Origin of the sequence: uncultured Eudoraea sp., from assembly GCF_947490415.1 — a bacterium.
Classification (GTDB): Bacteria; Bacteroidota; Bacteroidia; order Flavobacteriales; family Flavobacteriaceae; genus Eudoraea.
Genome location: NZ_CANLGX010000005.1, coordinates 78,554 through 99,524 on the forward strand (window position 1 = coordinate 78,554; position 20,971 = coordinate 99,524).

Below are 20,971 nucleotides of genomic sequence, written 5' to 3' on the forward strand. Positions count from 1 at the left end.
TGTTTTAAATTATCCAAATCCACAAATTATATCCGTTCTGCTATCCGCAGTCTTGCACTGCGTGCTCTGCTATTCTTCGAAATTTCACTGGCAGAGGGAACAATTAATCCGCCTACCTTTTTAAACGGAACATTAATATTTCCGTAAAAGTCCTTTTCCGGTTCACTCGAAAAACTACCTGCTCTAATGAATCTTTTAACCAATCTATCTTCCAATGAGTGGTAACTAATTAAACTCAGCCGGCCACCTTTATCCATTAACTCAGGAGTTTGCAATAAAAATTCTTCTATCGCCACTAATTCCTGATTTACTTCAATGCGTATTGCCTGATATACCTGTGCCAAAATCTTGTTCTCTCTAAACTTTGGCAGATATTCCTTCAATACCATTTTTAGGTCTGCTGTTGTTTTAACAGGCTCTTTTATCCGATGTTCTATAATAGTTTTCGCCATTGCATCTGCGCGTCGCAAATCGCCATAACGAAACAATATATTTCTAAGATCATCATAGGTATAAGAATTAATCACTTCATAAGCACTCTTCTTATTTCTAGAACTCATCCTCATATCCAAATCGGCGTCAAAACGGGTAGAAAAGCCCCGCTCAGCCTTATCAAACTGATGGGAAGAAACTCCAAAATCTGCTAAGATTCCGTCTACTTTCCGAATGCCATAGAACTTTAAAAACTGCTTTATATACCTAAAATTTTCGTTGATCAGAGTAAACCTATCATCTGCTATTACATTTTTCAAAGCTTCTTCATCCTGATCAAAAGCAAACAATTCACCCCCACTGCCCAATCTTCTTAAAATCTCTTTGGAATGTCCACCCCCGCCAAAAGTCACATCTACATAAATTCCATTTTCCAATATGTTGAGACCGTCAACAGACTCCTTTAATAAAACCGGGTTATGATAGTTCGTCTCCATCATCACCCATTACCTCTTCCGCTAATTCTGCAAAATTTTCAGCAGTTTCATCAATTACTTTTTCATAGCTATCCTTATCCCAAATCTCAATAATATTTATAGCCGAACTCAAAACAACTTCCTTGCCAATCCCAGCAATGGAAACTAGGTTTTTAGGTATAAGCAATCTGCCTGTCCCATCTATTTCTATGGGTTTCACACCCGCTGAAAACCGCCTGATGAAATCATTGTTCTTCTTCTTGAATCTGTTCTTCTTATTCATTTTTTCCATCAACAGATTCCATTCATCCATTGGATACAGTTCCAGGCAAGGCTGAAACACGGAGCGTTTTATGACAAAGCCCTTGTTGAGAACAGGGGCCATCTGGTTTTTGAGGGTGACGGGTATCATTATCCGCCCTTTAACATCAGCTTTGCAATCATATGTCCCTATAAAACTTATCACTTAAATCGGCTGGTTTTCTAATATAAACTCAAATATATAGAAATTATTACCACAATTTACCACAATTTACCACTTTGTTGAAAAAAAATCCATGCACGTAGAGAAATATAGTGCCAAGACCGGCCATTTTAGAAGCTGCTGCTAATAGCGGGATGTCTTTATTTTTGAAAAAAAATATGGTATTGTAAAGGTACCTTCTTTTTTGCATAAGTAATTGTATTATTAGGAAATGTCTATATTTGCCCACTGAAGCCAGAAGCAGTATTTAATGGAAGAACACATTAAAAAAGAAGGAAAATATAAGTTTATTGAGGTAGGAGAAGGAACTCCTATGATTATTCTTCATGGTCTTATGGGAGGACTCAGTAATTTTCACGGGGTAACCAATTATTTTCCAGACAAAGGCTATAAAGTTTTAATACCTGAATTGCCAATCTACTCTTTGCCATTGTTAAAAACCAATGTAAAAAACTTTGCCAGATTCCTTGAAAAATTTATTGAATTCAAAGGACTTAAAGATGTGATTTTATTAGGTAATTCTCTTGGAGGTCATGTAGGTTTATTACATACAAAACTTTATCCTAAAATGGTAAAAGCTCTTGTAATTACAGGAAGTTCGGGTCTTTACGAAAGCGCCATGGGAGATGGCTATCCCAAAAGAGGGGATTATGAATTTATTAAAAAGAAGGCGCAGGATGTTTTTTATGACCCTGCAGTAGCTACTAAAGAAATTGTGGATGAAGTATTTGCCACTGTAAATGACAGAAGGAAATTGGTGAAGACACTGGCCATCGCCAAAAGTGCCATAAGACACAATATGTCTAAGGATTTACCGAATATGAAGACTCCAACCTGTATAATTTGGGGAGAAAATGATTCCGTAACCCCACCAAATGTTGCTCGGGAATTTCATGAATTACTGCCGGATTCAGAACTATTCTGGATAAAGGAGTGTGGTCATGCGCCTATGATGGAACATCCCAATGAATTCAATGTCATTCTGGACGAATGGTTACAGAAGCGTAAATTCTAACTTACATATTGTCATGAAGATAAAGTCTGCCGACTTTTTGATGAGCAACTCCAGTGTAGAGAAGTGCCCCAAGCAGGCTTTACCCGAATATGCCTTTATAGGAAGATCAAATGTTGGAAAATCTTCACTGATAAATATGCTTACTTCTCGCAAGAGTTTGGCAAAAACATCAGGGAGACCGGGAAAAACGCAACTTATCAATCATTTTAAAATAAATAATCAATGGTTCCTGGTTGATCTTCCCGGATATGGATACGCTCGCGTATCTAAGAAGGACAAGAAAACTTTTCAGAAATATATTACTGATTATTTCCTTAAAAGAGAGCAATTAGTAAGTGCTTTTCTATTAATTGATATACGACACGAAGCCCAGAAAATAGATCTTGAGTTTATGCAATGGATGGGTGAGAACGGCATTCCCTTTTCAATAATATTTACCAAAGCAGACAAGCTTAAACCCAAAGCAATTGAAAGAAATGTAAAGAATTACTTAGATCAACTACTTTTAGGCGCATGGGAAGAAGTTCCAAATCATTTTGTCACTTCTTCTTCAAATGGCTTGGGCAAGGAAGAGGTTTTAAATTATATAGAAGAAATAAATAAAGGGTTCTTTGAGGGAAAATAAAACTCACTGCCCTATGCTGTAATTTCCTTGCCTCTTTTTTTGACTAAATCAATTAAGGCTTCCATTTCTTCCAATTCATTGAGTTCTTTCGCAGAAATAAATACCTGTAATTCATCATTTAAGGCTATCAGAACAATCGGGAACTCAAACTTATGCCCGAATTTAGATGCGTATTGTTTTTTAAATTCATCCTTATGCAGAAACTCCATGATCCAGTGCTCTTCTTCCCGAAATTTCTTCCAGGCTTTTTTTTCATTAAATACGCCAAAGGTTAAATCACATAGATTACACTGATATGTATTCGGACTTAATGCTTTATGAGCACCATCCAAAAGGGCATTTCTCAATCCTGAATTGGCATTATAAATAAAAATTAACCGGGCTTCGTGGTGGTTTTCCATAAATAAATTTATACATTTAATTAAGTACTTTACAGCATACTTTTTAGTCAACAAAAATACTCAATTCTTACACCTTATATCTTTAATCAGTTCTTCTATGCGTAAACTTATAAACTGTTGCCTGCTATTGTTTGCCATACAATGGCAGATAAGCTTTGCTCAGCAGCAATCTACGCCATTACCCTCCCCTTTTAAAAATATAGATACTCTTGCCACCAACGACTGGTGGAACAGAGCTCCTAATGAAATTATCAATCTCAAAGTAAACAGAGATAGTGTTGTGGCTTTCGGTCTTTATACCGTACATGCCCATGTCCTTAAATTAACTGCTCAGCTTTTTCCGCTTTATCCCAACGAATCAAGGACAATTAGTTTAGCTCTTTACCAGGATGGCAAATGGAAAGTAGTCCAAAGACAAAATGTAAACGAATTAGGCTGGTCTGCACTTTTCAGGATAGAAGATTGGGACCATTCAAAAGATACAAAATATAGAATTACTCATGGGGAACGCGCTTATTTTGAAGGAACAATTCGAAAAAATCCTGATTATAAAAATGAAATTGTAATGGCAGCACTTTCCTGCAATTCTAACAGGGACAGGGGTTTGAGGGAATATTATGTAAGGAATATTAATTACCAGGACCCAGATCTCATCTTTTTTGCTGGTGATCAGTCTTATGATCATACGGAGCATACGGCTGCTTGGCTTAAATTCGGGCTTCAATTCAGGGAAACTTTCAGGAACAGGCCCTGTATTACTATTCCTGATGACCACGATATTGGCCAGGGTAATCTTTGGGGAGAAAATGGTAAAATATCTACCGCAAAAGGAGGCAGTGATGGTGGGTATACCTATCATCCCGAATATGTAAAAATGGTTGAAAGGTGCCAAACCGCACATCTTCCCGACCCTTATGATCCAAAACCTGTTGAACAGGGCATCGGAGTATACTACACAAATCTTACTTTGGGAGGTATTGACTTTGCGATATTAGAAGACAGAAAATTTAAATCGGGACCTGAAGGCAAGATTCCACAGCAAGGTCCGCGCCCTGACCATATAAGGAATCCTGAGTACGATCCTAACTCTATTGATTTGCAAGGTTTGAGTTTATTAGGTGAAAGACAACTAATCTTTTTAAAGGACTGGGGCAGTAAAAATACTGAGTCCATGAAAGTGGTGTTGTCTCAAACAGGATTTTGTGGAGGTGCCCATATCCATGGGTCATTGGACAACAGATTGCATGCAGACTTGGATTCCAATGGCTGGCCACAAAGTGGCAGAAATAAAGCATTGCGCCTAATTAAAAACGCAAATGCGGTACATATAGCAGGAGACCAACACCTGGCTACCGTTATACAACATGGCATCAATGACTTTAGGGAAGGACCATGGGCCTTTATTGTACCTGCAATTGTAAATGACTATTATAGCCGGTGGTGGTGGCCTGAAGATGAACAAGCCGGCGGTAATCCTAACACGAACACTTCACTACCATGGACTGGCGATTATTTGGATGGGTTTGGCAATAAAATAAGTATGATGGCCTATGTAAATCCTGAAAGTCCTTCCAGTGGAGGAGGTTATGGCCTAATCAGATTTAACAAAAATAAGAAGAATGTAACCTTTGAATGCTGGCCCAGGAATACTGATGTTACATCAGGTAAAGCAACTCAATTTGAGGGGTGGCCAATTACAATAACCTTGGACTAATCCTTTTTCAAATCGAGCTTTTCCGCAAAATAGGCGCAAAAATCCTTCATGGTTGTCGTCATTTTTTCGTCCTGCGTGGCCTTCATAAAAGTATCGGACATTGCCAGCAAGGTTTGATGAAAGAAAATTTTCATTTCATCTACAGGCATATCTTTAGTCCATAGATCTATTTTTAAGGATTCCTGGTTCTTACTGTCCCACACCGACAATAACATGGCTTTTGCCTCCTCGTTTACAATGCCGCCATCTTCTGCGGACCAGGTAAGCTCTTCCGGAACGCGATTTTCATCCAGGCCTACTTTAAGCGTTATTTGAGAAGTATGTAATTTTCCCATGATTTATTTTTTCGGTTTATAATTTGATTTTTTAAAAATTTCATCGGCGGACAGGGCCAGTAATTGATTAAGTTTAACATCATTGTTATTCATGAATGCCCTTACTATTTGCCATCCCATATAGCGGCCCAGCCTACCCGGAGATTCATTATCCAGCTCTAACCTGAATTTTGAAAACGGAGCCGGATCTAAAAAACGGGGAGCCAACATATTGTCTGTACTGTAAAGTATTTCCCGTTCAATAAAATAACGCCAAATCTGTTCCTCATTGGCCTGGGCCCATTCCATTTCCTCAGGCGTATATACAATTTTTTGTGCATCAGTAGCAAGAGGCATTAACTTGTCTTTAAGATATAGCTCTTTCCCATAGTATATCATCTGTGCTAAAAAAGTACGGTCAGAAGGGAAGCGGAGCTTGGTTTTGCCAAAAGCACTTGCAACGTCGCTTATTAAAAAGGTTTTGTCAAGTCCGGCAGCAATATACTGTTCTATTCCTCCATAGAACTTATGGCCTTTACCAAGATAATTGTCCAAACCGATAAGCAGAAGTGTGTCCGCCAGAATTACACGATTCGAATAATCTACATCTGAAATAACTGTAATTACCTCTGGCGTCCGGTATTTTGGAAAGTAGTACACAACATGCTTAAAGAAAAGCTCGAGATCTTCTGTTTCCTTATCAAAATTGGGAAAAGTCTTATTTACTTCGCTGAATATTTCATTCTGCAAGGTATCTTTCAATTTTGCAATCCAAACACTATCTGAATACTGCTTTGGGAACAGGTAAGGGAATTTTTGTTTTAGTTTGGGTATGTCTCCGGGTTTAGCCTCCGCAAATTCCCGGTCAAAACGCTGTACAGTCAGATTTAATTGAATCTTTGAAACATCTTCGGAAACCCTTGTTTCATTTTTACAAGAATGGAGACTAATAAGAATAACTAAAACCGCAATAAATCTTGTTTTCATATAAAGTAATTACTCTTCAGTTTTATTATTAAAGGTATAGGCTTTATTTTTATCGCAGCAAAGTTAGTATTTCCCTATAATAATGTACCCTATGCAAACAGAAAAGGTAGTAGCTCATATTGTAAATTGGTTAAAGACATATGCCACCGAGGCAAAAATCAAAGGATTTGTTATTGGTGTATCGGGTGGGATAGACTCTGCGGTTACTTCAACTTTATGTGCAAAAACAGGTTTAGACCTGTTATGCATAGAGATGCCAATCCATCAAAGTGCAAAACAAGTGACCAGGGCGTCCAATCATATTGCATGGTTACAGCAGAACTTTGACAATGTATCCAGACAAGCTGTGAATCTCACTTCGGTATTTGATAATCTTGTAGAATCATTGCCATCGGTTGACAATGAAGAAGACAGGTTTATGTCTTTAGCGAACACCCGAGCGAGACTTCGCATGACAACGCTCTACTATTTTGCCGCTTTAGAGAATTATCTGGTTGCAGGTACAGGAAATAAGGTGGAGGATTTTGGAATTGGTTTCTACACTAAGTATGGCGATGGTGGAGTTGATCTTAGTCCAATTGCAGATCTTCTCAAAACTGAGGTTTATGAAATTGCTAAGTATTTGGGTATTAATGAAGAAATTATTATTGCTCCCCCTACGGATGGCTTGTGGGGTGACTCACGAACGGATGAGGATCAGATTGGGGCTTCCTATCCGGAATTAGAATGGGCCATGGAAATGAATAATGCCGGGAAGAAGGCCGATGATTTCAACGGAAGAGAAAAAGAAGTATTTCTCATCTTTAAAAGGTACAACACGATGAATCAACATAAGATGCTCCCTATACCGGTTTGCAGAATTCCCGTAAGCCTAAAATAACATCTTGACTAAGAATCAGTTAATTAAGACGAATAATGGCCCTGTTATTCCCAATAATCGAGAAAAAAAGTACACTTTTGTTTAAGAAATTAGATAATTTAACCTTACATTGCATGTCAGTATTTTTAGACGTTTGTTAGCGTTAAAATCTAGAAAACCAATCAAAATGATCAAAGTTTTAATCGCAGACAATCATCCAATAGTCAGAATGGGAATTAAGAATGTACTTAATTCGTCTTCCGGTTTTGAAGTTATTGATGATGCTGCCACTACTACTGAACTTTTTACAAAATTAGAGACCTTGAATCCGGATGTTGTTATACTTGAAATGGACATTCCGGAAATTAATGGAATAGCTAGCTTGAGAAAGCTTAAACAGGAATACCCGGACATAAAGGTATTGATCTATAGTGGTCAATCTGAAGACGTATATGCACTTAGCACAATAAGGGCAGGTGCATTTGGTTATCTTTCAAAAACTGCAGATTTGGATTACATAATTACTGCGGTTAGAAAAGTAAGTGAGGGTAATATGTTTATCACTAATGAATTGGCTCAGCGACTGGCCTTCGATGAAGGAACTCAAAAACCCCGTAGGTTTTTCAGAAAGTTGTCTACCCGAGAAGTTGAGGTTCTTAAGCTTCTGGCCAGCGGAAAGCGAAACAAAGACGTTGCCCTAGGCTTGAATCTAAATGAAAAAACTGTTAGCACGTACAAAGCTCGTTTAATGAAAAAATTAAATGTTGATAATCTTGTGGATTTGCTTCAACAAGCAAAGGCCTTGGAGTTGTACTAAGTTCAGATTTGTAAATTATTGTAACCCTGGCCAAAGTGTCGGGGTTTTTTATACCCCTGAGACTCAATTTAAAGAGCTACCCGGGCAAATGTATTATGAGAGCACCCTATTTAACTTCTTATTTAAGAGTTTGTTTAATTGAAGGTAGTTCATTATCTCTTCCAAGGTTTCCTTATGATCACCATTTAAATCTTCCGTGTTTTCCTGCAGGGATGTAATCCTCTTTTGAATTAGAAAGCATCTTAAAGTTAAAATTGTTTCACTTACTAATTGGGAAATACTTTTTTCTTTGTCTTTTGGATAGATGTCCTTTCGCTCCCAGTGATGCAACTCATACTTTTCCTCTTCCATTAATATCGAAGAAATTTGGGCTACCATTTCCTGATCTAGTTCAGTCATAAACGTAGAGATGGAAAAATCTTCTTTTTCATTTAGCCCTTCTATTAATTTGTAATAGATATTTCTGAACTTATCATGGGTAAGTTCTATTTCATCTTCCTGAAGGTCCAGGTATACCTTTTCATATACTCTTGCTTCCATATTTTCAGGTTCCAGAACAAGATCGCCCTCCTCATTCTCTTTTAGAATAAGGTCCTCAAATTCCTGAAGTTCATTCCCGTAAAGCAGGAGCATTTCAATTATCTTTTTTTCCAACTCATATTGCACATCCAGCTTTTCCTCTTTCTGGCTATGCTTAACAACCTCGAATGCTTTATTCTCCTGTCTGGCTGTTGTGGCCGCATCCTTGCGTTCTTTCCTTCCAATCTGCGCCAGAGTATTAAATAAAACATCTTCTGAAATATTCATTATATGTGCACACTCCTGAATATAGATCTCACGTTTTATCCTATCCGGGATTTTAGAGATGCTGTTTACAATTTCGCGAATAGTATCGGCCCTTTTTATTGGATCATTTGCCGCATCTTTGGCCAGCAAGGAAGTTTTAAACTGTATAAAATCCTTAGAGTTCTCCCGCAGGTAAAGTACAATCTCCTCTACTTCATTGTTCTTTGCAAAACTATCGGGGTCTTCTCCTTCGGGAAAAGTGCAGACTTTTACATTCATTCCTTGCTCAAGAATAAGATCAATACCCCTCAAGGATGCCCGTAAACCTGCTGCATCACCGTCAAATAAAACTGTAATATTTTTAGTAAGCCTGTTTATTAATCGAATTTGCTCTGGCGTAAGTGCTGTACCACTGGAGGCTACTACATTGTGTATTCCCCTTTGATACAGTTGTATAACATCTGTATAGCCTTCAACCAAATAGCAGTTATCCTCCTTAGCGATCGCTTGTTTGGCAAAATATATACCGTATAGCACTTTGCTCTTATGGTATATTTCACTTTCAGGGGAATTCAGATATTTGGCCGCTTTTTTTTCATTTGAAAGTATCCTGCCCCCAAATCCAAGAACACGGCCGCTCATGGAATGGATAGGAAACATTACTCTGCCCTTAAATCTGTCAAATTTTTTGGAGACTCCGGGCATGTTTACATCTTCTTTCACTATTGTCAGCCCGGTTTTTTGTAAAAATTCCTGCTGATATCCTTCTTCAAGGGCCGAATTGGTAAAAGCATCCCAAAGGTCCAGGCAATAGCCAAGTCCAAATTTTTTAATGATGTCATCTGTAAAACCTCTTTCCCTGAAATAGCTAAGTCCAATAGCCTTACCCATTTCCTTCTCCCAAAGGGTCTTCTCAAAATATTGCTGGGCATATTCAGAAACCAGATACATACTTTCACGTTCATCGGCCTGTACCTTTTGCTCATCGGTGCGCTCTGTTTCTTCAATTTCAATATTGTATTTCCTTGCCAGATATTTAATAGCCTCGGGATAGGTAAAATGTTCGTGTTCCATTAGGAAAGCCACAACGTTTCCGCCCTTACCACTACTAAAGTCCTTCCAGATTTGTTTTACGGGTGATACCATAAAACTTGGGGTGCGTTCATCTGTAAAGGGACTCAAACCTTTAAAATTGGAACCAGATTTTTTTAATTGTACAAAATCCCCAATAACCTCCTCCAGGCGGGCGGTTTCATAAACTTGATCTATGCTGAATTTTGAAATCAATGTGGTTAAATATTTTCCCTATAAAAATAAGAAAATTGAATGCTTTAAAATAAAGTATTTTTAGAATACCAACTGAATGTGATTCATTAATTTACTTTAGTAACATAAAAAAATTTAATATGATCTTATTTTTTGGAATTCGGCCGGGAAATACAACAACCATAAATATGAGACATATAAAATGTACTCATTGTAATCAGAACGATACGCTTTCAGGTGAAAGTACACCCAATTTTTTTCATTTATTCTGGATTCCGATATTTCGGGTGTCAACAACGCAGATAATACGTTGTAATCATTGTAAAAAAGGTTATTACAAGGAGGATTTTACAAAAGAAATGCAAGCTGCCTTTGAAAATTAATTCATAGTTTTAAAAAACAGAATAGCTGTCTCAGGCATAATCAAACATAGAGGAAATATGCATGAGACAGAATTCCGGCTTTTCTAATTTTAAATATCAAAACGTAGTCCCATTGAAATATTCCTTTGCTCAACTGATGGGCTCTTGAAAATAGGATTTAGGTCGTACTTAACATAAAGCAGAAAACAATCCACTCCCATGTATGCACTTAGGCCATAGATGAAAGGATTACTGTTTAAACCGCCTTTTATTTTTAACTTTTGGTTCGATCCGTTTTCATTGTATTTAAGTTTCTGGCGAGTCCCCAAATTAAAACCTCCGTATCCCCCTAAACCAATTCTAAATTGATGTCTTAAGGAGTATTTTACGTGATTTCCGGATACCCTTGTTCTGGAAGGGCCAAATTCAAAATGAATAGGGAATACCAGGTTTTCCAATTTTAATTTAGACTTGCTGAGATTAAACGGGAACTCTTCCTGTACTGTTTCTCCCTGCTCATTAACAACATAATAGAGGTTATCCTTCGATTTTAATCCATTGAATTGAAATGAAAATCCATAATGAAACCTCACTGCATTCGTTTTATTAAATACCCTTGTTCTCCATCCCCAACCCATTTCAAAAAATCTGCTTCCCCATACCTTATAGGGTGTATCATTGAGAGATTGTCCTTCTATAATTGCATTGTTTAAACCAAAGGCAATAATAAGGTCTGAATATGTTCGACGGCCATATTTTGGCCAACCATACTTATTATCTGTTATTTCCCATTCATCCCCGTCTATTCTTATAGTAAGACCATCGTCGTCATCCCGGGATTTATCATCTTTTTGATCATTCAATACCTCGTCTTTATTGCGCTCCAATAAAGCAATTTCATTATCTATTATTGCCAGTCTGTTCTCAATATTTAAGGCTCGTTTCCTGGCAGCGTCTTCTTTGAGCTTATTTGCTTCATCAGCGCTAATTTCGCCCTTATCCGCACGTTTATTAATAGCATCCACTTCATCTTTTAAGGCTTCTTTTTCCTCAAGTGTAATCTTTTCTTTCTGTTCTTTAAGTGTTTCGATCTTGTCTTTATAATTGTCTTGTGCCTCCATCGTATTGGCTATAAAAGAAATTAAAAGAAGTACTAAATAGGTGCTGATTGTTTTCATTTTGATTTTTGATTAATTATTGATGAATAAACTCCTTACTGCTTCCTCAAACTCAATTGAAGAAATTATATATAAATATGTACTAAAGGTTAATCATTACGAACCGCAACAGCAGTTCTAACTTTATTATAACCAGACTTAAGTTTCCCAAAAATCTGATCCCGGAATGACTGATCCAACTCTTCCTCTACTTGTGAAAGCAATGTCGATGGATTAACTGTGTTGTCAGCATTTAAAAGGTTTTGTGTCAAAAGTTCTTTTTGCGCCTGTCTTAGGAGGGAATCTACTTCCAAATCTGTCAGCTCTTTGTTGTTTTCTTCCAATGCATTTACTCTGGCCAATACCTCCGCTATTTTAGTATCAAATAGTTCATTTGAATCTTCCGATGTTTTATTTTGGAGTTCTTCAGTATCTGCCAGTTTAGCATCTTCTGATATAACCAATTCTTCTTTAGATTCCTTTTTTGGCACTGTCGTTGACTTTTCTTTGTCCGCTTCATTGGAATCCTCAACCGCAGTCATTAAGCTTTCTTCCTCCGGAACGGGTGCTTTCAAAAGTTCTTCTTTTTCTATGTCAACAAAAGGCGTTGATGGTTTAGCAGCAACCTGAATCTCTTGATTTAAAGTCACATCATCAGTTGTAAAGTAGAACACAGATAATATCAATATTCCAATAAAACCTGCTGCAATCCCATACCAGAAATATCCGGTTCTCTTCGGCTTGTATTCAATATTGATCTGTCCTTTAATTTTATGCCAGGCAGCCTCTGAAGGTTTAATTTCACTTCCCTTTAAGGTTTCCTTAATATGATTTTCAAATTTAGTGGGTTCCATAACCGAGTATACTTTGTTCTTTTAATTTATCCTGCAATAATCTCCTGGCCTTAAACAACTGGGATTTGGATGTGCTTTCTGTTATATCCAACATTTCAGCTATTTCTGAATGCTTATACCCTTCTATCGCATAAAGCACAAAAACCATTTTATAACCTTCGGGCAAATTGTCAATCAACCGCTGAATATATTCAATATCCATTGAAGAAGAGAAGGTAATTTGGTTTGGAATATTATACTCATAAACCTCATCATCAAAGACCACAAATTGTTTTTTCCTGAGATAAGAGATAGCTTCTCTAACCATGATTTGCCTGATCCAACCTTCAAAGCTTCCTTCATGCCGAAATGAATTCAAACTTTTAAATACTTTCACAAAACCATTGATCATTACATCTTCGGCATAATGCAGGTCCTTAATGTACTGTCTGCATACTCCCAGCATCTTAGGTGCAAATTTCTCATAAATAGCCTGTTGTGCATTAGGATGACCTGCAATTGCTTTCCTGATCAGCACTTTTTCATTATTGTAAAAAGAAATAATTTTCAAGCGTTTCATTTTAGCCTTCTATAGATAAAGACGTTCTGGAAATCAAAAACGTTGCCCGAGATCTGAAATATTTTAGAATTAATTAATAACTCTTTGTAAATGTTATGGTTAGGAGTTACTTTTTTCTATCAACCACATAACTTACCATAAGCTTAAGAGCATCTTTATACTCAGAATCCGGGTAGGTATTTAAAAGTTCCAAGGCCTTATTTTTAAACTCGTTCATTTTAGTTTCTGCGTAAGAAAGACCTCCCTTTTCTTTTACAAGGGCGATTACTTCTTTAACGCGCGACTTATCCTTGTTATAATTTTTTACTGAGTTTATAAGCCATTTTTTCTCTTTGGGGGTACTGTTATTGAGCGCATAAATTAAAGGCAGGGTCATTTTTTGCTCCTTAATATCTATTCCTGTGGGTTTACCAATTTTTTCCTCTCCATAATCAAAAAGGTCATCCTTAATCTGAAATGCCATCCCACAAAGCTCTCCAAACTTTCGAAAGGTTTCAACATCTGTGCTATCGGGCTTTACGGAACATGCTCCAAGGCTGCAACAGGCAGCAATAAGGGTTGCCGTTTTTTGTCTGATAATTTCGTAATATACCTCTTCGGTTATATCTAATCTTCTGGCTTTTTCTATCTGAAGTAATTCTCCCTCACTAATTTCACGGATAGCAACGGAAATAATTTTAAGCAAATCAAAATCTTCATACTCCACAGAAAGCAGCATTCCTTTTGAAAGCAGATAGTCTCCAACCAAGACAGCGATTTTATTTTTCCACAGTGCATTTATGGAGAAGAAACCCCTGCGTTTGTAACTATCATCAACTACATCATCATGCACCAAAGAAGCTGTGTGTATTAATTCTATCACCGATGCCCCACGATATGTCCTTTCATTAACTTCCCCATTATTAACAAGCTTGGCCGTCAGAAACACAAACATTGGCCGCATTTGTTTTCCTTTTCGGTTTACGATATAATAGGTGATTCTATTAAGAAGTGCCACTTTGGTGGACATGGAATCACGGAACTTTTTTTCAAAGAGCTCCATTTCTTCATTGATCGGTTCCGTTATTTGCGCGACAATTTTCAATAGTATTGATTTTATCAATGATGAACGATAAATTTAGGGAAAATAACAAGGGGAATGAAGTGAGAATAAAGAAATAAGAAACTCATTCTGATCCCTGGTCCGACTCAGTTTTATTATACCTGAACTGACGGCAAAGTGCAATACTAAATTACGCCCCTAATTATATAGATTTGTTTGCCAATTGTCCGCAAGCTGCATCAATATCTTTGCCTCTTGACCGGCGAACTGTGACGGTTATTCCATTTTGTTCCAGAGCCTCCACATATTTATTAATCGCATCATTAGATGCCTGCTTAAAGTAGGAATCATCTATCGGATTATACTCTATCAGATTTACCTTTGAAGGTGCAAATCTGCAAAACGCTATTAAAGCCTTAATATCCTTATCCTTATCATTAATACCTTCCCAAACGACATACTCGTACGTAATCCTGCTTTTTGTTTTGGAATACCAATAGATCAAAGAATCTCGCAGCTCCTTAAGATTAAAGGTGGCATTGAAGGGCATAATAGACGTACGTACTTCCTCGATTGCTGAATGAAGAGAAACGGCAAGTTTAAATTTGACTTCCTCATCGGCAAGTTTCCTGATCATTTTTGGGACCCCCGAGGTGGAAACTGTAATTCTTTTTGGAGACATCCCAAGGCCTTCAGGGGAAGTTATCTTCTCTATAGCCTTCAAAACATTATTATAATTCATCAGGGGTTCACCCATTCCCATAAAGACAATATTACTCAAAGGCCTATTAAAATATAGCTCGCTTTCATTATTGATGACAACCACCTGATCATAAATCTCGTCCGGATTAAGATTGCGCATCTTTTTTAATCTTGCTGTGGCGCAAAATTTACAATCCAAACTGCAGCCCACTTGACTGGAGACACAGGCTGTGGTTCTTTCTTTTGTAGGGATTAGAACTGATTCTACTACTAATCCATCGTGCAATCGAACGGCATTCTTTATTGTACCATCAGAACTTTTCTGTAATTGATCTACTTTAATGTGATTAATTACAAAACAACCTTCCAGTTTTTGACGGGTTTCTTTGGATAGATTAGTCATTGCGTCAAATGAATGTGCAGATTTATGCCACAACCATTCATACACCTGATTTCCGCGGAATGGCTGCTCCCCTTGATTTTTAAAAAACTCACGAAGTTGCTCCTTAGTGAGCGCCCGAATATCCTTCTTATTTGAAACCATTTCTTAAGTAAAAAAAATCCTGCCGCACCTATCAGAAAACAGGTAATGGCAGGATTCTTTATTTAAATAATACATTATTTATATGATGAGCATGGCGTCACCGTATGAGTAAAATTTATATCCTTCAATTATTGCTTCTTTGTAGGCCCTTTTCATAAGATCATGACCCATAAATGCCGAAACCATCATTAAAAGAGTAGATTTTGGCAGATGAAAATTAGTTACCATTGCATTGGCAATACTAAAGTCATAGGGTGGAAATACAAATTTATTGGTCCAGCCATCATAGGTATTCAGAGTATGTTCAGATGAAACGGCACTTTCCAGGCCTCTCATAGCCGTTGTTCCAACGGCACAAATTCTTTTCTTTTTAATTTGAGCTGAATTTACAATCTCTGTGGCTTTTTCATCAATCACCAATTCTTCACTATCCATTTTATGCTTGGAAAGGTCTTCTACTTCTACGGGATTAAAAGTACCCAGACCTACATGAAGTGTGAGCTCTGCAAATTTAATCCCTTTAATTTCCAATCGTTTTAACAAATGCTTGGAAAAATGCAGGCCGGCTGTAGGTGCCGCTACTGCACCTTCGTGCTTTGCATATATCGTTTGATATCGCGATTCATCTTCAGGTTCCACTTCTCTTTTAATATATTTTGGAAGAGGTGTCTCACCGAGTTCTCTTAATTTCCTTCTAAAGTCGGTATAAGACCCATCATAAAGAAAGCGAAGTGTTCTTCCCCTTGAAGTAGTATTATCAATAACTTCGGCCACTAAATTCTCATCATCTCCAAAGTAAAGTTTATTGCCAATTCTGATCTTTCTGGCAGGATCGACTAAAACATCCCATAACCTTTGTTCTTCATTCAACTCACGAAGTAAAAAAACTTCTATTCTGGCACCAGTTTTTTCTTTATTACCATATAACCTGGCTGGAAATACTTTGGTATTATTAAGAACCATTACATCTCCTTCATCAAAATAATCAATAAGATCCTTGAACATTTTATGTTCAATTTTGCCGGTATCTTTATGAACGACCATTAATTTGGATTCGTCCCTGTGCTCTGCCGGATACTCTGCCATCAATTCTTTTGGCAATTCAAAACTAAAGTGTGATAATTTCATATATGAATTTTAGTTCGTCTTTTTGACGGCTGCAAATATACAATCCTGAAGTAGGCCTTGTCAAGTAAAAGTGGTATTAAATACCTTTATAGGTCTTTAATCTTAAATCCAAGCTGTTCCAGGTCTTTCCAAAAATCCGGGTATGATTTGGAAACCACCTCTGCATCGTTGATCACGATTGCTGTTTTCAAAGCCAGTGGAGCAAATGCCATAGCCATTCTGTGATCGTTATAAGTATCAATTGCCACCCCGGAATTTATTTTATTGGAAGATTCCAGGGTAAGTGAGTTGTTGCTTACTGAAACCTTAGCTCCGAGTTTTGTGAGTTCATTTTTTAATGCAACCAACCTATCTGTCTCCTTTATTTTTAAGGTGTGTAAACCGGTAAGGTGACAACCAATTCCTAATCCAAAACAAGTAACAGCGACAGTCTGTGCCAAATCAGGTGCATTTGCCAGATTGTAGTAAACTTCTGATTTTTGATGGATTTTAGTTTTAGACAGAATAACACTATCCTTTTTAAATTCAGTCTTAACCCCAAAATCTTTATATATTTCCTTAAGGATGCTATCTCCCTGCAAACTATCTTTTCTATAGGACGCCAAACCAATTTTGGTCCCTACTGCACAGAGAGCTGTAATACTGTAAAAATAGGAAGCCGAACTCCAATCAGATTCTACTGTTATGGTTATTTCACCTATTTGTTTTTTTGGAAGGACACTTACCGTATTCCCTTCAAATGAACTGGCTATCCCTATTTGGTCCAACAAGCCCAGCGTCATTTTAATATAGGGAACAGATGTAACAGTACCTACCAGTTGCAATTCCAGCCCATGCTCCAAACTTGGAGCAATAAGCAATAAAGCAGAAATGTACTGACTACTAATATCTGCGGGAAGGCTCACCTTAGATGCATTGAGGGATTTTCCTTTTATCCTCAAGGGGGGATAATCCTTATTTTTCAAATAATCGATATCAGCGCCTAAATTTTTCAATGCATCAACCAATATTTTTATAGGTCGTTCCTGCATTCTCTGTGATCCAGTAAGGGTAACATTCGCTCCTTCCTGGGAAGCAAAAAAGGCTGTTAAAAAACGCATGGCCGTACCCGCATGATGAATATCCACCTTTCCTTCTTTTACCTGAATGCCTTTCTGCATTACAGCAGCATCATCGGAATTGGATAGATTTTTAATTGTAATTCCGGGATAAAGAGCATTTAGCAACAAAAGTCTGTTAGATTCACTCTTGGAACCTGTGACCTTTATATGAGAGTTCAGGAGATTACTTGACGGGCCTAAGAGGTGTAATTTCAAATTGGTGCTGTTTTAAAACCGAATGCAAAGATACTACTATTTCAGTTTTTTATTGTTTTGGTGCCTGTCATGATCGCGTTTTGCTTTCATATCCAGTTTGCGATCAAAAGCCTGCTGCAGATCAATTCCGGTCTGGTTTGCCAGGCATAGAACAACAAAAAGAACATCGGCTAATTCTTCTCCCAAATCCTTTTCTTTGTCCGATTCCTTCTCACTTTGTTCTCCATACCGTCTGGCAATAATACGAGCAACTTCCCCTACCTCTTCTGTGAGCTGGGCCATGTTTGTCAATTCATTAAAATAGCGAACGCCATGATCTTTTATCCAATTGTCAACAGCTAATTGTGCATTTTCAATTTTCATAAGTCTTTATTTTTTGTGTCAATTATTATAGTAACCGGACCATCATTTACCAAGGCGACTTTCATGTCGGCACCAAAAACACCTGTGCCTATCTGTTTTCCCAATTCTGTTTCCATCTGATTCACGAAAGATTCATAAAGAGGAATGGCGATATCGGGTTTTGCTGCCCTGATGTAGGATGGTCTGTTCCCTTTTTTGGTTGCTGCATGTAAGGTAAACTGACTCACCACAATAGCATCTCCCCCGGTTTCCAATAATGATTGGTTCATCACACCATATGCGTCATTAAAAATTCTCAGGTTTACTATTTTCTTTGATAACCATGCAATATCATCTGAGGTATCAGAATCCTCAATTCCTAACAATACCAAAAAACCCCATCCAATTTGAGAAATTGTTTCGTTATTTACAACAACGCTCGCAGAGGATACTCTTTGTATTACCGCCCTCATAATTCTTCGTAATTGTCTATTCTATAGGTATCTTCCTCCCCGGTTACAATCTGAACATAACTCCGATACCTGCTCCATGACACTTCATCTTTATCCAATGCGGCTTTAACTGCACATTTGGGTTCGTCTAAGTGAAGGCAGTTATTAAACTTACAATTGATTTTAAGTCTAAAAAATTCGGGAAAATAATCGCCAATTTCATATTTATCCATATCAACTACCCCAAAACCCTTAATCCCGGGAGTATCTATAATCCGGGCTCCAAAATTCAGGTCATACATTTCTGCAAAAGTAGTAGTGTGTTGTCCCTGAAAGTGTTGATCGGAAATTTCAGTAGTCTTTAAATTCAACTCGGGTGCTATAAAATTAATAAGTGTGGATTTTCCCACTCCGGAATGCCCGGCAAACATACTCGTATGATCTTTCATCCTGTCTTTTACCTTATCAACATTTTTTCCCGATTTTGCAGAAATCCCAATGCAGGTATAACCAATTTCCCTGTATAAGGCAGCCAAATACTTTACTTCTGCCAACTCATCCTCATTATACATATCTACTTTATTGAAAAGAAGTACTGTTTTTATATCATAAGCTTCGGAGGTAGCCAGAAACCGATCTATAAAAATAGTAGACGTTTTTGGATTCTTAAGCGTAATCAATAAAAAAACCTGATCAATATTAGCAGCTATAATATGTGTTTGTTTGGAAAGTTTAACCGATTTTCGAATTATATAATTCTTACGATCTTCTATTTTAGAGATAACACCTAAAGTCTCATCCCCAATTTTTTCAATTTCAAATACCACCACGTCGCCCACGGCAATTGGATTTGTACTTTTAATTCCCTTAATTCGGAACTTTCCCTTTATACGGCATTCATAAATATCTCCCTCGTTAGTTTTTACGGTGTACCAACTACCGGTAGACTTATAAACAATTCCAAGCATAAATGTTTGTATTTCAATACAAAGAAACGATAATACTTTAATTTCGAAGAGTATAATTGGTTAGGAAAGACCCAAAAAATAGTTATCTAAGCAACATTTTATGAAAATATCACTCTTATTGCCTTGCTTATTCTAACTGAGGCCATGGAAGTAAACGCTCAACAATTTAAGGCAATTGCCAATGTAGAATCTATTTTGCCTAATGGTATGGGCAGATCTCCTATTGTGAATACTATGGAAGAAAAAGACTATAAAGCATATACCTCTGTTCAAGCAGATAAGGATAAGACCAGAAATAAATCTGAGCGTGATGAAATTCGAATAAGAAATTACCAGGAATCAAAACTCCTTAACCTTTATAATATTGCGGGTATCCGGCTCCGGAATATTGCTGTAACGACAGCATGATTACCTCCATGCTTTAAAATATTATAATAGATGACAAGGAATTATCATTTATGAGCGGTGCTGTTTAAAGTACCGGTAAAGTTGACAATAATGGATACTTTATAACACACAATATTTTCAAAAAATAATTTACAGCAATAAAAAGCCCGGCAAAATACCGGGCTTTTTTTTATTGGGTTAACTTATTAGTTTTTAAAAACTATTCTGCCACCGGCTAAAGTTGTTTTATTTACATCTTTTGGATTCCCATAAACATAAACATCACCCCCTGCCTTAACATTGATATCTACTTTTTCTGAAACATAAAGCTCTGCCTCTCCACCTGCGGAGATTTTTACACTTGCTACTTCTGTCAACAACTCCCTGCCTTCAAAAACTCCGCCTGTATTCAAAACAATTATTTGATTTTTTGCTAATCCCGATGCCTCAATTATACCTCCCGTCACCGCCTTCATTTCCACATCTTTTACATCCATTCCAATTTTGATATGCGATCCTTCCTGAGCCCTTATCTCAATCTTCTCCTTCTCAATAAGTTCATTACAAACAATTTTAGCTCCTTCATTGCCGTCAATAATCCGAAGATCTGTATAATAAACTTCTACAAAAGTATCTTCTCCCTGGAACTTTTTATCTAGCTCCATGCGTAATTTTAAAACACCATTCTTATTTACGAATTTGATATCGTAAACGTTATGACCTTTTATCATTATCCGATTATCATCAGACTTAATCAGGTTCACTTCAATTAAGTCATATACCTTTATTTCCTGAAAGTCACCAACCTCCTTCTCCAGCATGCTTTGTGAAAAGGAATTAAGGGAAATAAGCACGAGGCAAAGCGACATTATTGTTTTCATATTTATTTGTGTTACACGTTTTTTTAAAGACAACATTATTCTTTTTTTGTTACACTTTACATACCAGTTACATACCAGTTTTAAAAATAAAGTTTGTTAAA

General features: G+C 37.1%; 24 protein-coding genes. 7 read left to right on the forward strand and 17 right to left on the reverse strand.

The genetic code is table 11. The annotated features are described in order from the left end of the window. Positions 1-26: 26 nt before the first annotated feature. Entirely contained in the window at positions 27-932 is a 906-nt protein-coding gene (gene rsmH / locus Q0874_RS14020) for a 16S rRNA (cytosine(1402)-N(4))-methyltransferase RsmH (protein ID WP_299164088.1), read from the reverse strand. Then, positions 910-1,374, reverse strand: coding sequence for a division/cell wall cluster transcriptional repressor MraZ (gene mraZ, locus Q0874_RS14025; protein WP_299164090.1), 465 nt, complete (start codon positions 1,372-1,374; stop codon positions 910-912). The genes rsmH and mraZ overlap by 23 nt, the downstream gene beginning before the upstream one ends. A 268-nt stretch (positions 1,375-1,642) precedes the next feature. Here mraZ and Q0874_RS14030 point away from each other — a divergent pair, with 268 nt between their 5' ends. After that, a complete protein-coding gene (locus Q0874_RS14030; protein WP_299164092.1) occupies positions 1,643-2,407 on the forward strand; it encodes an alpha/beta hydrolase in 765 nt (254 codons plus the stop codon). A 13-nt stretch (positions 2,408-2,420) separates the two neighbouring features. Further along, positions 2,421-3,032, forward strand: coding sequence for a ribosome biogenesis GTP-binding protein YihA/YsxC (gene yihA, locus Q0874_RS14035; protein ID WP_299164094.1), 612 nt, complete (start codon positions 2,421-2,423; stop codon positions 3,030-3,032). Positions 3,033-3,043: 11 nt separating this feature from the next. On the opposite strand, the gene Q0874_RS14040 is transcribed toward yihA, so the two are convergent. Further along, positions 3,044-3,433 carry a GTPase gene (locus tag Q0874_RS14040; protein ID WP_299164096.1) on the reverse strand — a complete coding sequence of 130 codons (390 nt, stop codon included), beginning with the start codon at positions 3,431-3,433 and terminating at the stop codon, positions 3,044-3,046. Between the two features lie 97 nt (positions 3,434-3,530). On the opposite strand from Q0874_RS14040, the gene Q0874_RS14045 reads away from it, so the two are divergent. Beyond that, positions 3,531-5,147 (forward strand): alkaline phosphatase D family protein, encoded by a 1,617-nt coding sequence (locus Q0874_RS14045; RefSeq protein ID WP_299164098.1) that lies wholly within the window; start codon positions 3,531-3,533, stop codon positions 5,145-5,147. Here Q0874_RS14045 and gldC read toward each other — a convergent pair. After that, positions 5,144-5,482 carry a gliding motility protein GldC gene (gene gldC / locus Q0874_RS14050; RefSeq protein ID WP_299164099.1) on the reverse strand — a complete coding sequence of 113 codons (339 nt, stop codon included), beginning with the start codon at positions 5,480-5,482 and terminating at the stop codon, positions 5,144-5,146. The genes Q0874_RS14045 and gldC overlap by 4 nt on opposite strands. Before the next feature lie 3 nt (positions 5,483-5,485). Beyond that, positions 5,486-6,448, reverse strand: coding sequence for a gliding motility lipoprotein GldB (gldB, locus tag Q0874_RS14055; protein WP_299164101.1), 963 nt, complete (start codon positions 6,446-6,448; stop codon positions 5,486-5,488). 91 nt (positions 6,449-6,539) lie between these two features. On the opposite strand from gldB, the gene nadE reads away from it, so the two are divergent. Beyond that, positions 6,540-7,328, forward strand: coding sequence for an NAD(+) synthase (gene nadE, locus Q0874_RS14060; RefSeq protein WP_299164102.1), 789 nt, complete (start codon positions 6,540-6,542; stop codon positions 7,326-7,328). Positions 7,329-7,494: 166 nt separating this feature from the next. Then, positions 7,495-8,124, forward strand: a complete 630-nt coding sequence (locus tag Q0874_RS14065) for a response regulator transcription factor (RefSeq protein WP_299164104.1) — start codon at positions 7,495-7,497, stop codon at positions 8,122-8,124. A 93-nt stretch (positions 8,125-8,217) separates the two neighbouring features. Here the strand turns inward: Q0874_RS14065 and dnaG are convergent, their stop codons facing one another. After that, positions 8,218-10,197 (reverse strand): DNA primase, encoded by a 1,980-nt coding sequence (dnaG, locus tag Q0874_RS14070; RefSeq protein WP_299164105.1) that lies wholly within the window; start codon positions 10,195-10,197, stop codon positions 8,218-8,220. Between the two features lie 167 nt (positions 10,198-10,364). Here dnaG and Q0874_RS14075 point away from each other — a divergent pair, with 167 nt between their 5' ends. Then, the gene (locus Q0874_RS14075; protein WP_299164268.1) at positions 10,365-10,559 is read left to right on the forward strand and encodes a zinc-ribbon domain-containing protein; all 195 of its coding nucleotides are present in this window, start codon (positions 10,365-10,367) and stop codon (positions 10,557-10,559) included. Between the two features lie 89 nt (positions 10,560-10,648). Here Q0874_RS14075 and Q0874_RS14080 read toward each other — a convergent pair whose 3' ends face one another. The 10 genes from Q0874_RS14080 to rsgA all read right to left on the reverse strand — a co-directional run bounded on the left by Q0874_RS14080 (position 10,649) and on the right by rsgA (position 19,602). Beyond that, positions 10,649-11,716, reverse strand: coding sequence for a hypothetical protein (locus Q0874_RS14080; protein ID WP_299164107.1), 1,068 nt, complete (start codon positions 11,714-11,716; stop codon positions 10,649-10,651). An 89-nt stretch (positions 11,717-11,805) separates the two neighbouring features. Next, positions 11,806-12,549, reverse strand: a complete 744-nt coding sequence (locus Q0874_RS14085) for a hypothetical protein (RefSeq protein WP_299164109.1) — start codon at positions 12,547-12,549, stop codon at positions 11,806-11,808. Next, positions 12,536-13,099 (reverse strand): RNA polymerase sigma factor, encoded by a 564-nt coding sequence (locus Q0874_RS14090; protein ID WP_299164269.1) that lies wholly within the window; start codon positions 13,097-13,099, stop codon positions 12,536-12,538. Before Q0874_RS14090 ends, Q0874_RS14085 begins: the two co-directional genes overlap by 14 nt. 115 nt (positions 13,100-13,214) lie before the next feature. Further along, positions 13,215-14,192, reverse strand: a complete 978-nt coding sequence (locus Q0874_RS14095) for a polyprenyl synthetase family protein (RefSeq protein WP_299164111.1) — start codon at positions 14,190-14,192, stop codon at positions 13,215-13,217. 160 nt (positions 14,193-14,352) lie between these two features. Continuing rightward, positions 14,353-15,396 (reverse strand): 23S rRNA (adenine(2503)-C(2))-methyltransferase RlmN, encoded by a 1,044-nt coding sequence (gene rlmN / locus Q0874_RS14100; RefSeq protein ID WP_299164113.1) that lies wholly within the window; start codon positions 15,394-15,396, stop codon positions 14,353-14,355. Positions 15,397-15,474: 78 nt separating this feature from the next. After that, positions 15,475-16,524 (reverse strand): tRNA preQ1(34) S-adenosylmethionine ribosyltransferase-isomerase QueA, encoded by a 1,050-nt coding sequence (gene queA / locus Q0874_RS14105; protein WP_299164115.1) that lies wholly within the window; start codon positions 16,522-16,524, stop codon positions 15,475-15,477. Between the two features lie 86 nt (positions 16,525-16,610). Then, entirely contained in the window at positions 16,611-17,840 is a 1,230-nt protein-coding gene (gene aroA / locus Q0874_RS14110) for a 3-phosphoshikimate 1-carboxyvinyltransferase (protein WP_299164117.1), read from the reverse strand. Positions 17,841-17,876: 36 nt separating this feature from the next. Continuing rightward, positions 17,877-18,203 carry a nucleotide pyrophosphohydrolase gene (locus tag Q0874_RS14115; protein ID WP_299164118.1) on the reverse strand — a complete coding sequence of 109 codons (327 nt, stop codon included), beginning with the start codon at positions 18,201-18,203 and terminating at the stop codon, positions 17,877-17,879. After that, complete coding sequence (gene dtd, locus Q0874_RS14120) at positions 18,200-18,655, reverse strand: D-aminoacyl-tRNA deacylase (RefSeq protein ID WP_299164120.1); 456 nt, start codon at positions 18,653-18,655, stop codon at positions 18,200-18,202. Before dtd ends, Q0874_RS14115 begins: the two co-directional genes overlap by 4 nt. After that, positions 18,652-19,602, reverse strand: a complete 951-nt coding sequence (gene rsgA, locus Q0874_RS14125) for a ribosome small subunit-dependent GTPase A (protein WP_299164122.1) — start codon at positions 19,600-19,602, stop codon at positions 18,652-18,654. The genes dtd and rsgA overlap by 4 nt, the downstream gene beginning before the upstream one ends. A gap of 144 nt (positions 19,603-19,746) precedes the next feature. Between rsgA and Q0874_RS14130 the strand changes: the two genes are divergently transcribed. Further along, positions 19,747-20,010 (forward strand): hypothetical protein, encoded by a 264-nt coding sequence (locus Q0874_RS14130; RefSeq protein ID WP_299164124.1) that lies wholly within the window; start codon positions 19,747-19,749, stop codon positions 20,008-20,010. Between the two features lie 185 nt (positions 20,011-20,195). On the opposite strand, the gene Q0874_RS14135 is transcribed toward Q0874_RS14130, so the two are convergent. Then, a complete protein-coding gene (locus Q0874_RS14135) occupies positions 20,196-20,870 on the reverse strand; it encodes a head GIN domain-containing protein (RefSeq protein WP_299164125.1) in 675 nt (224 codons plus the stop codon). Positions 20,871-20,971: the final 101 nt, after the last annotated feature.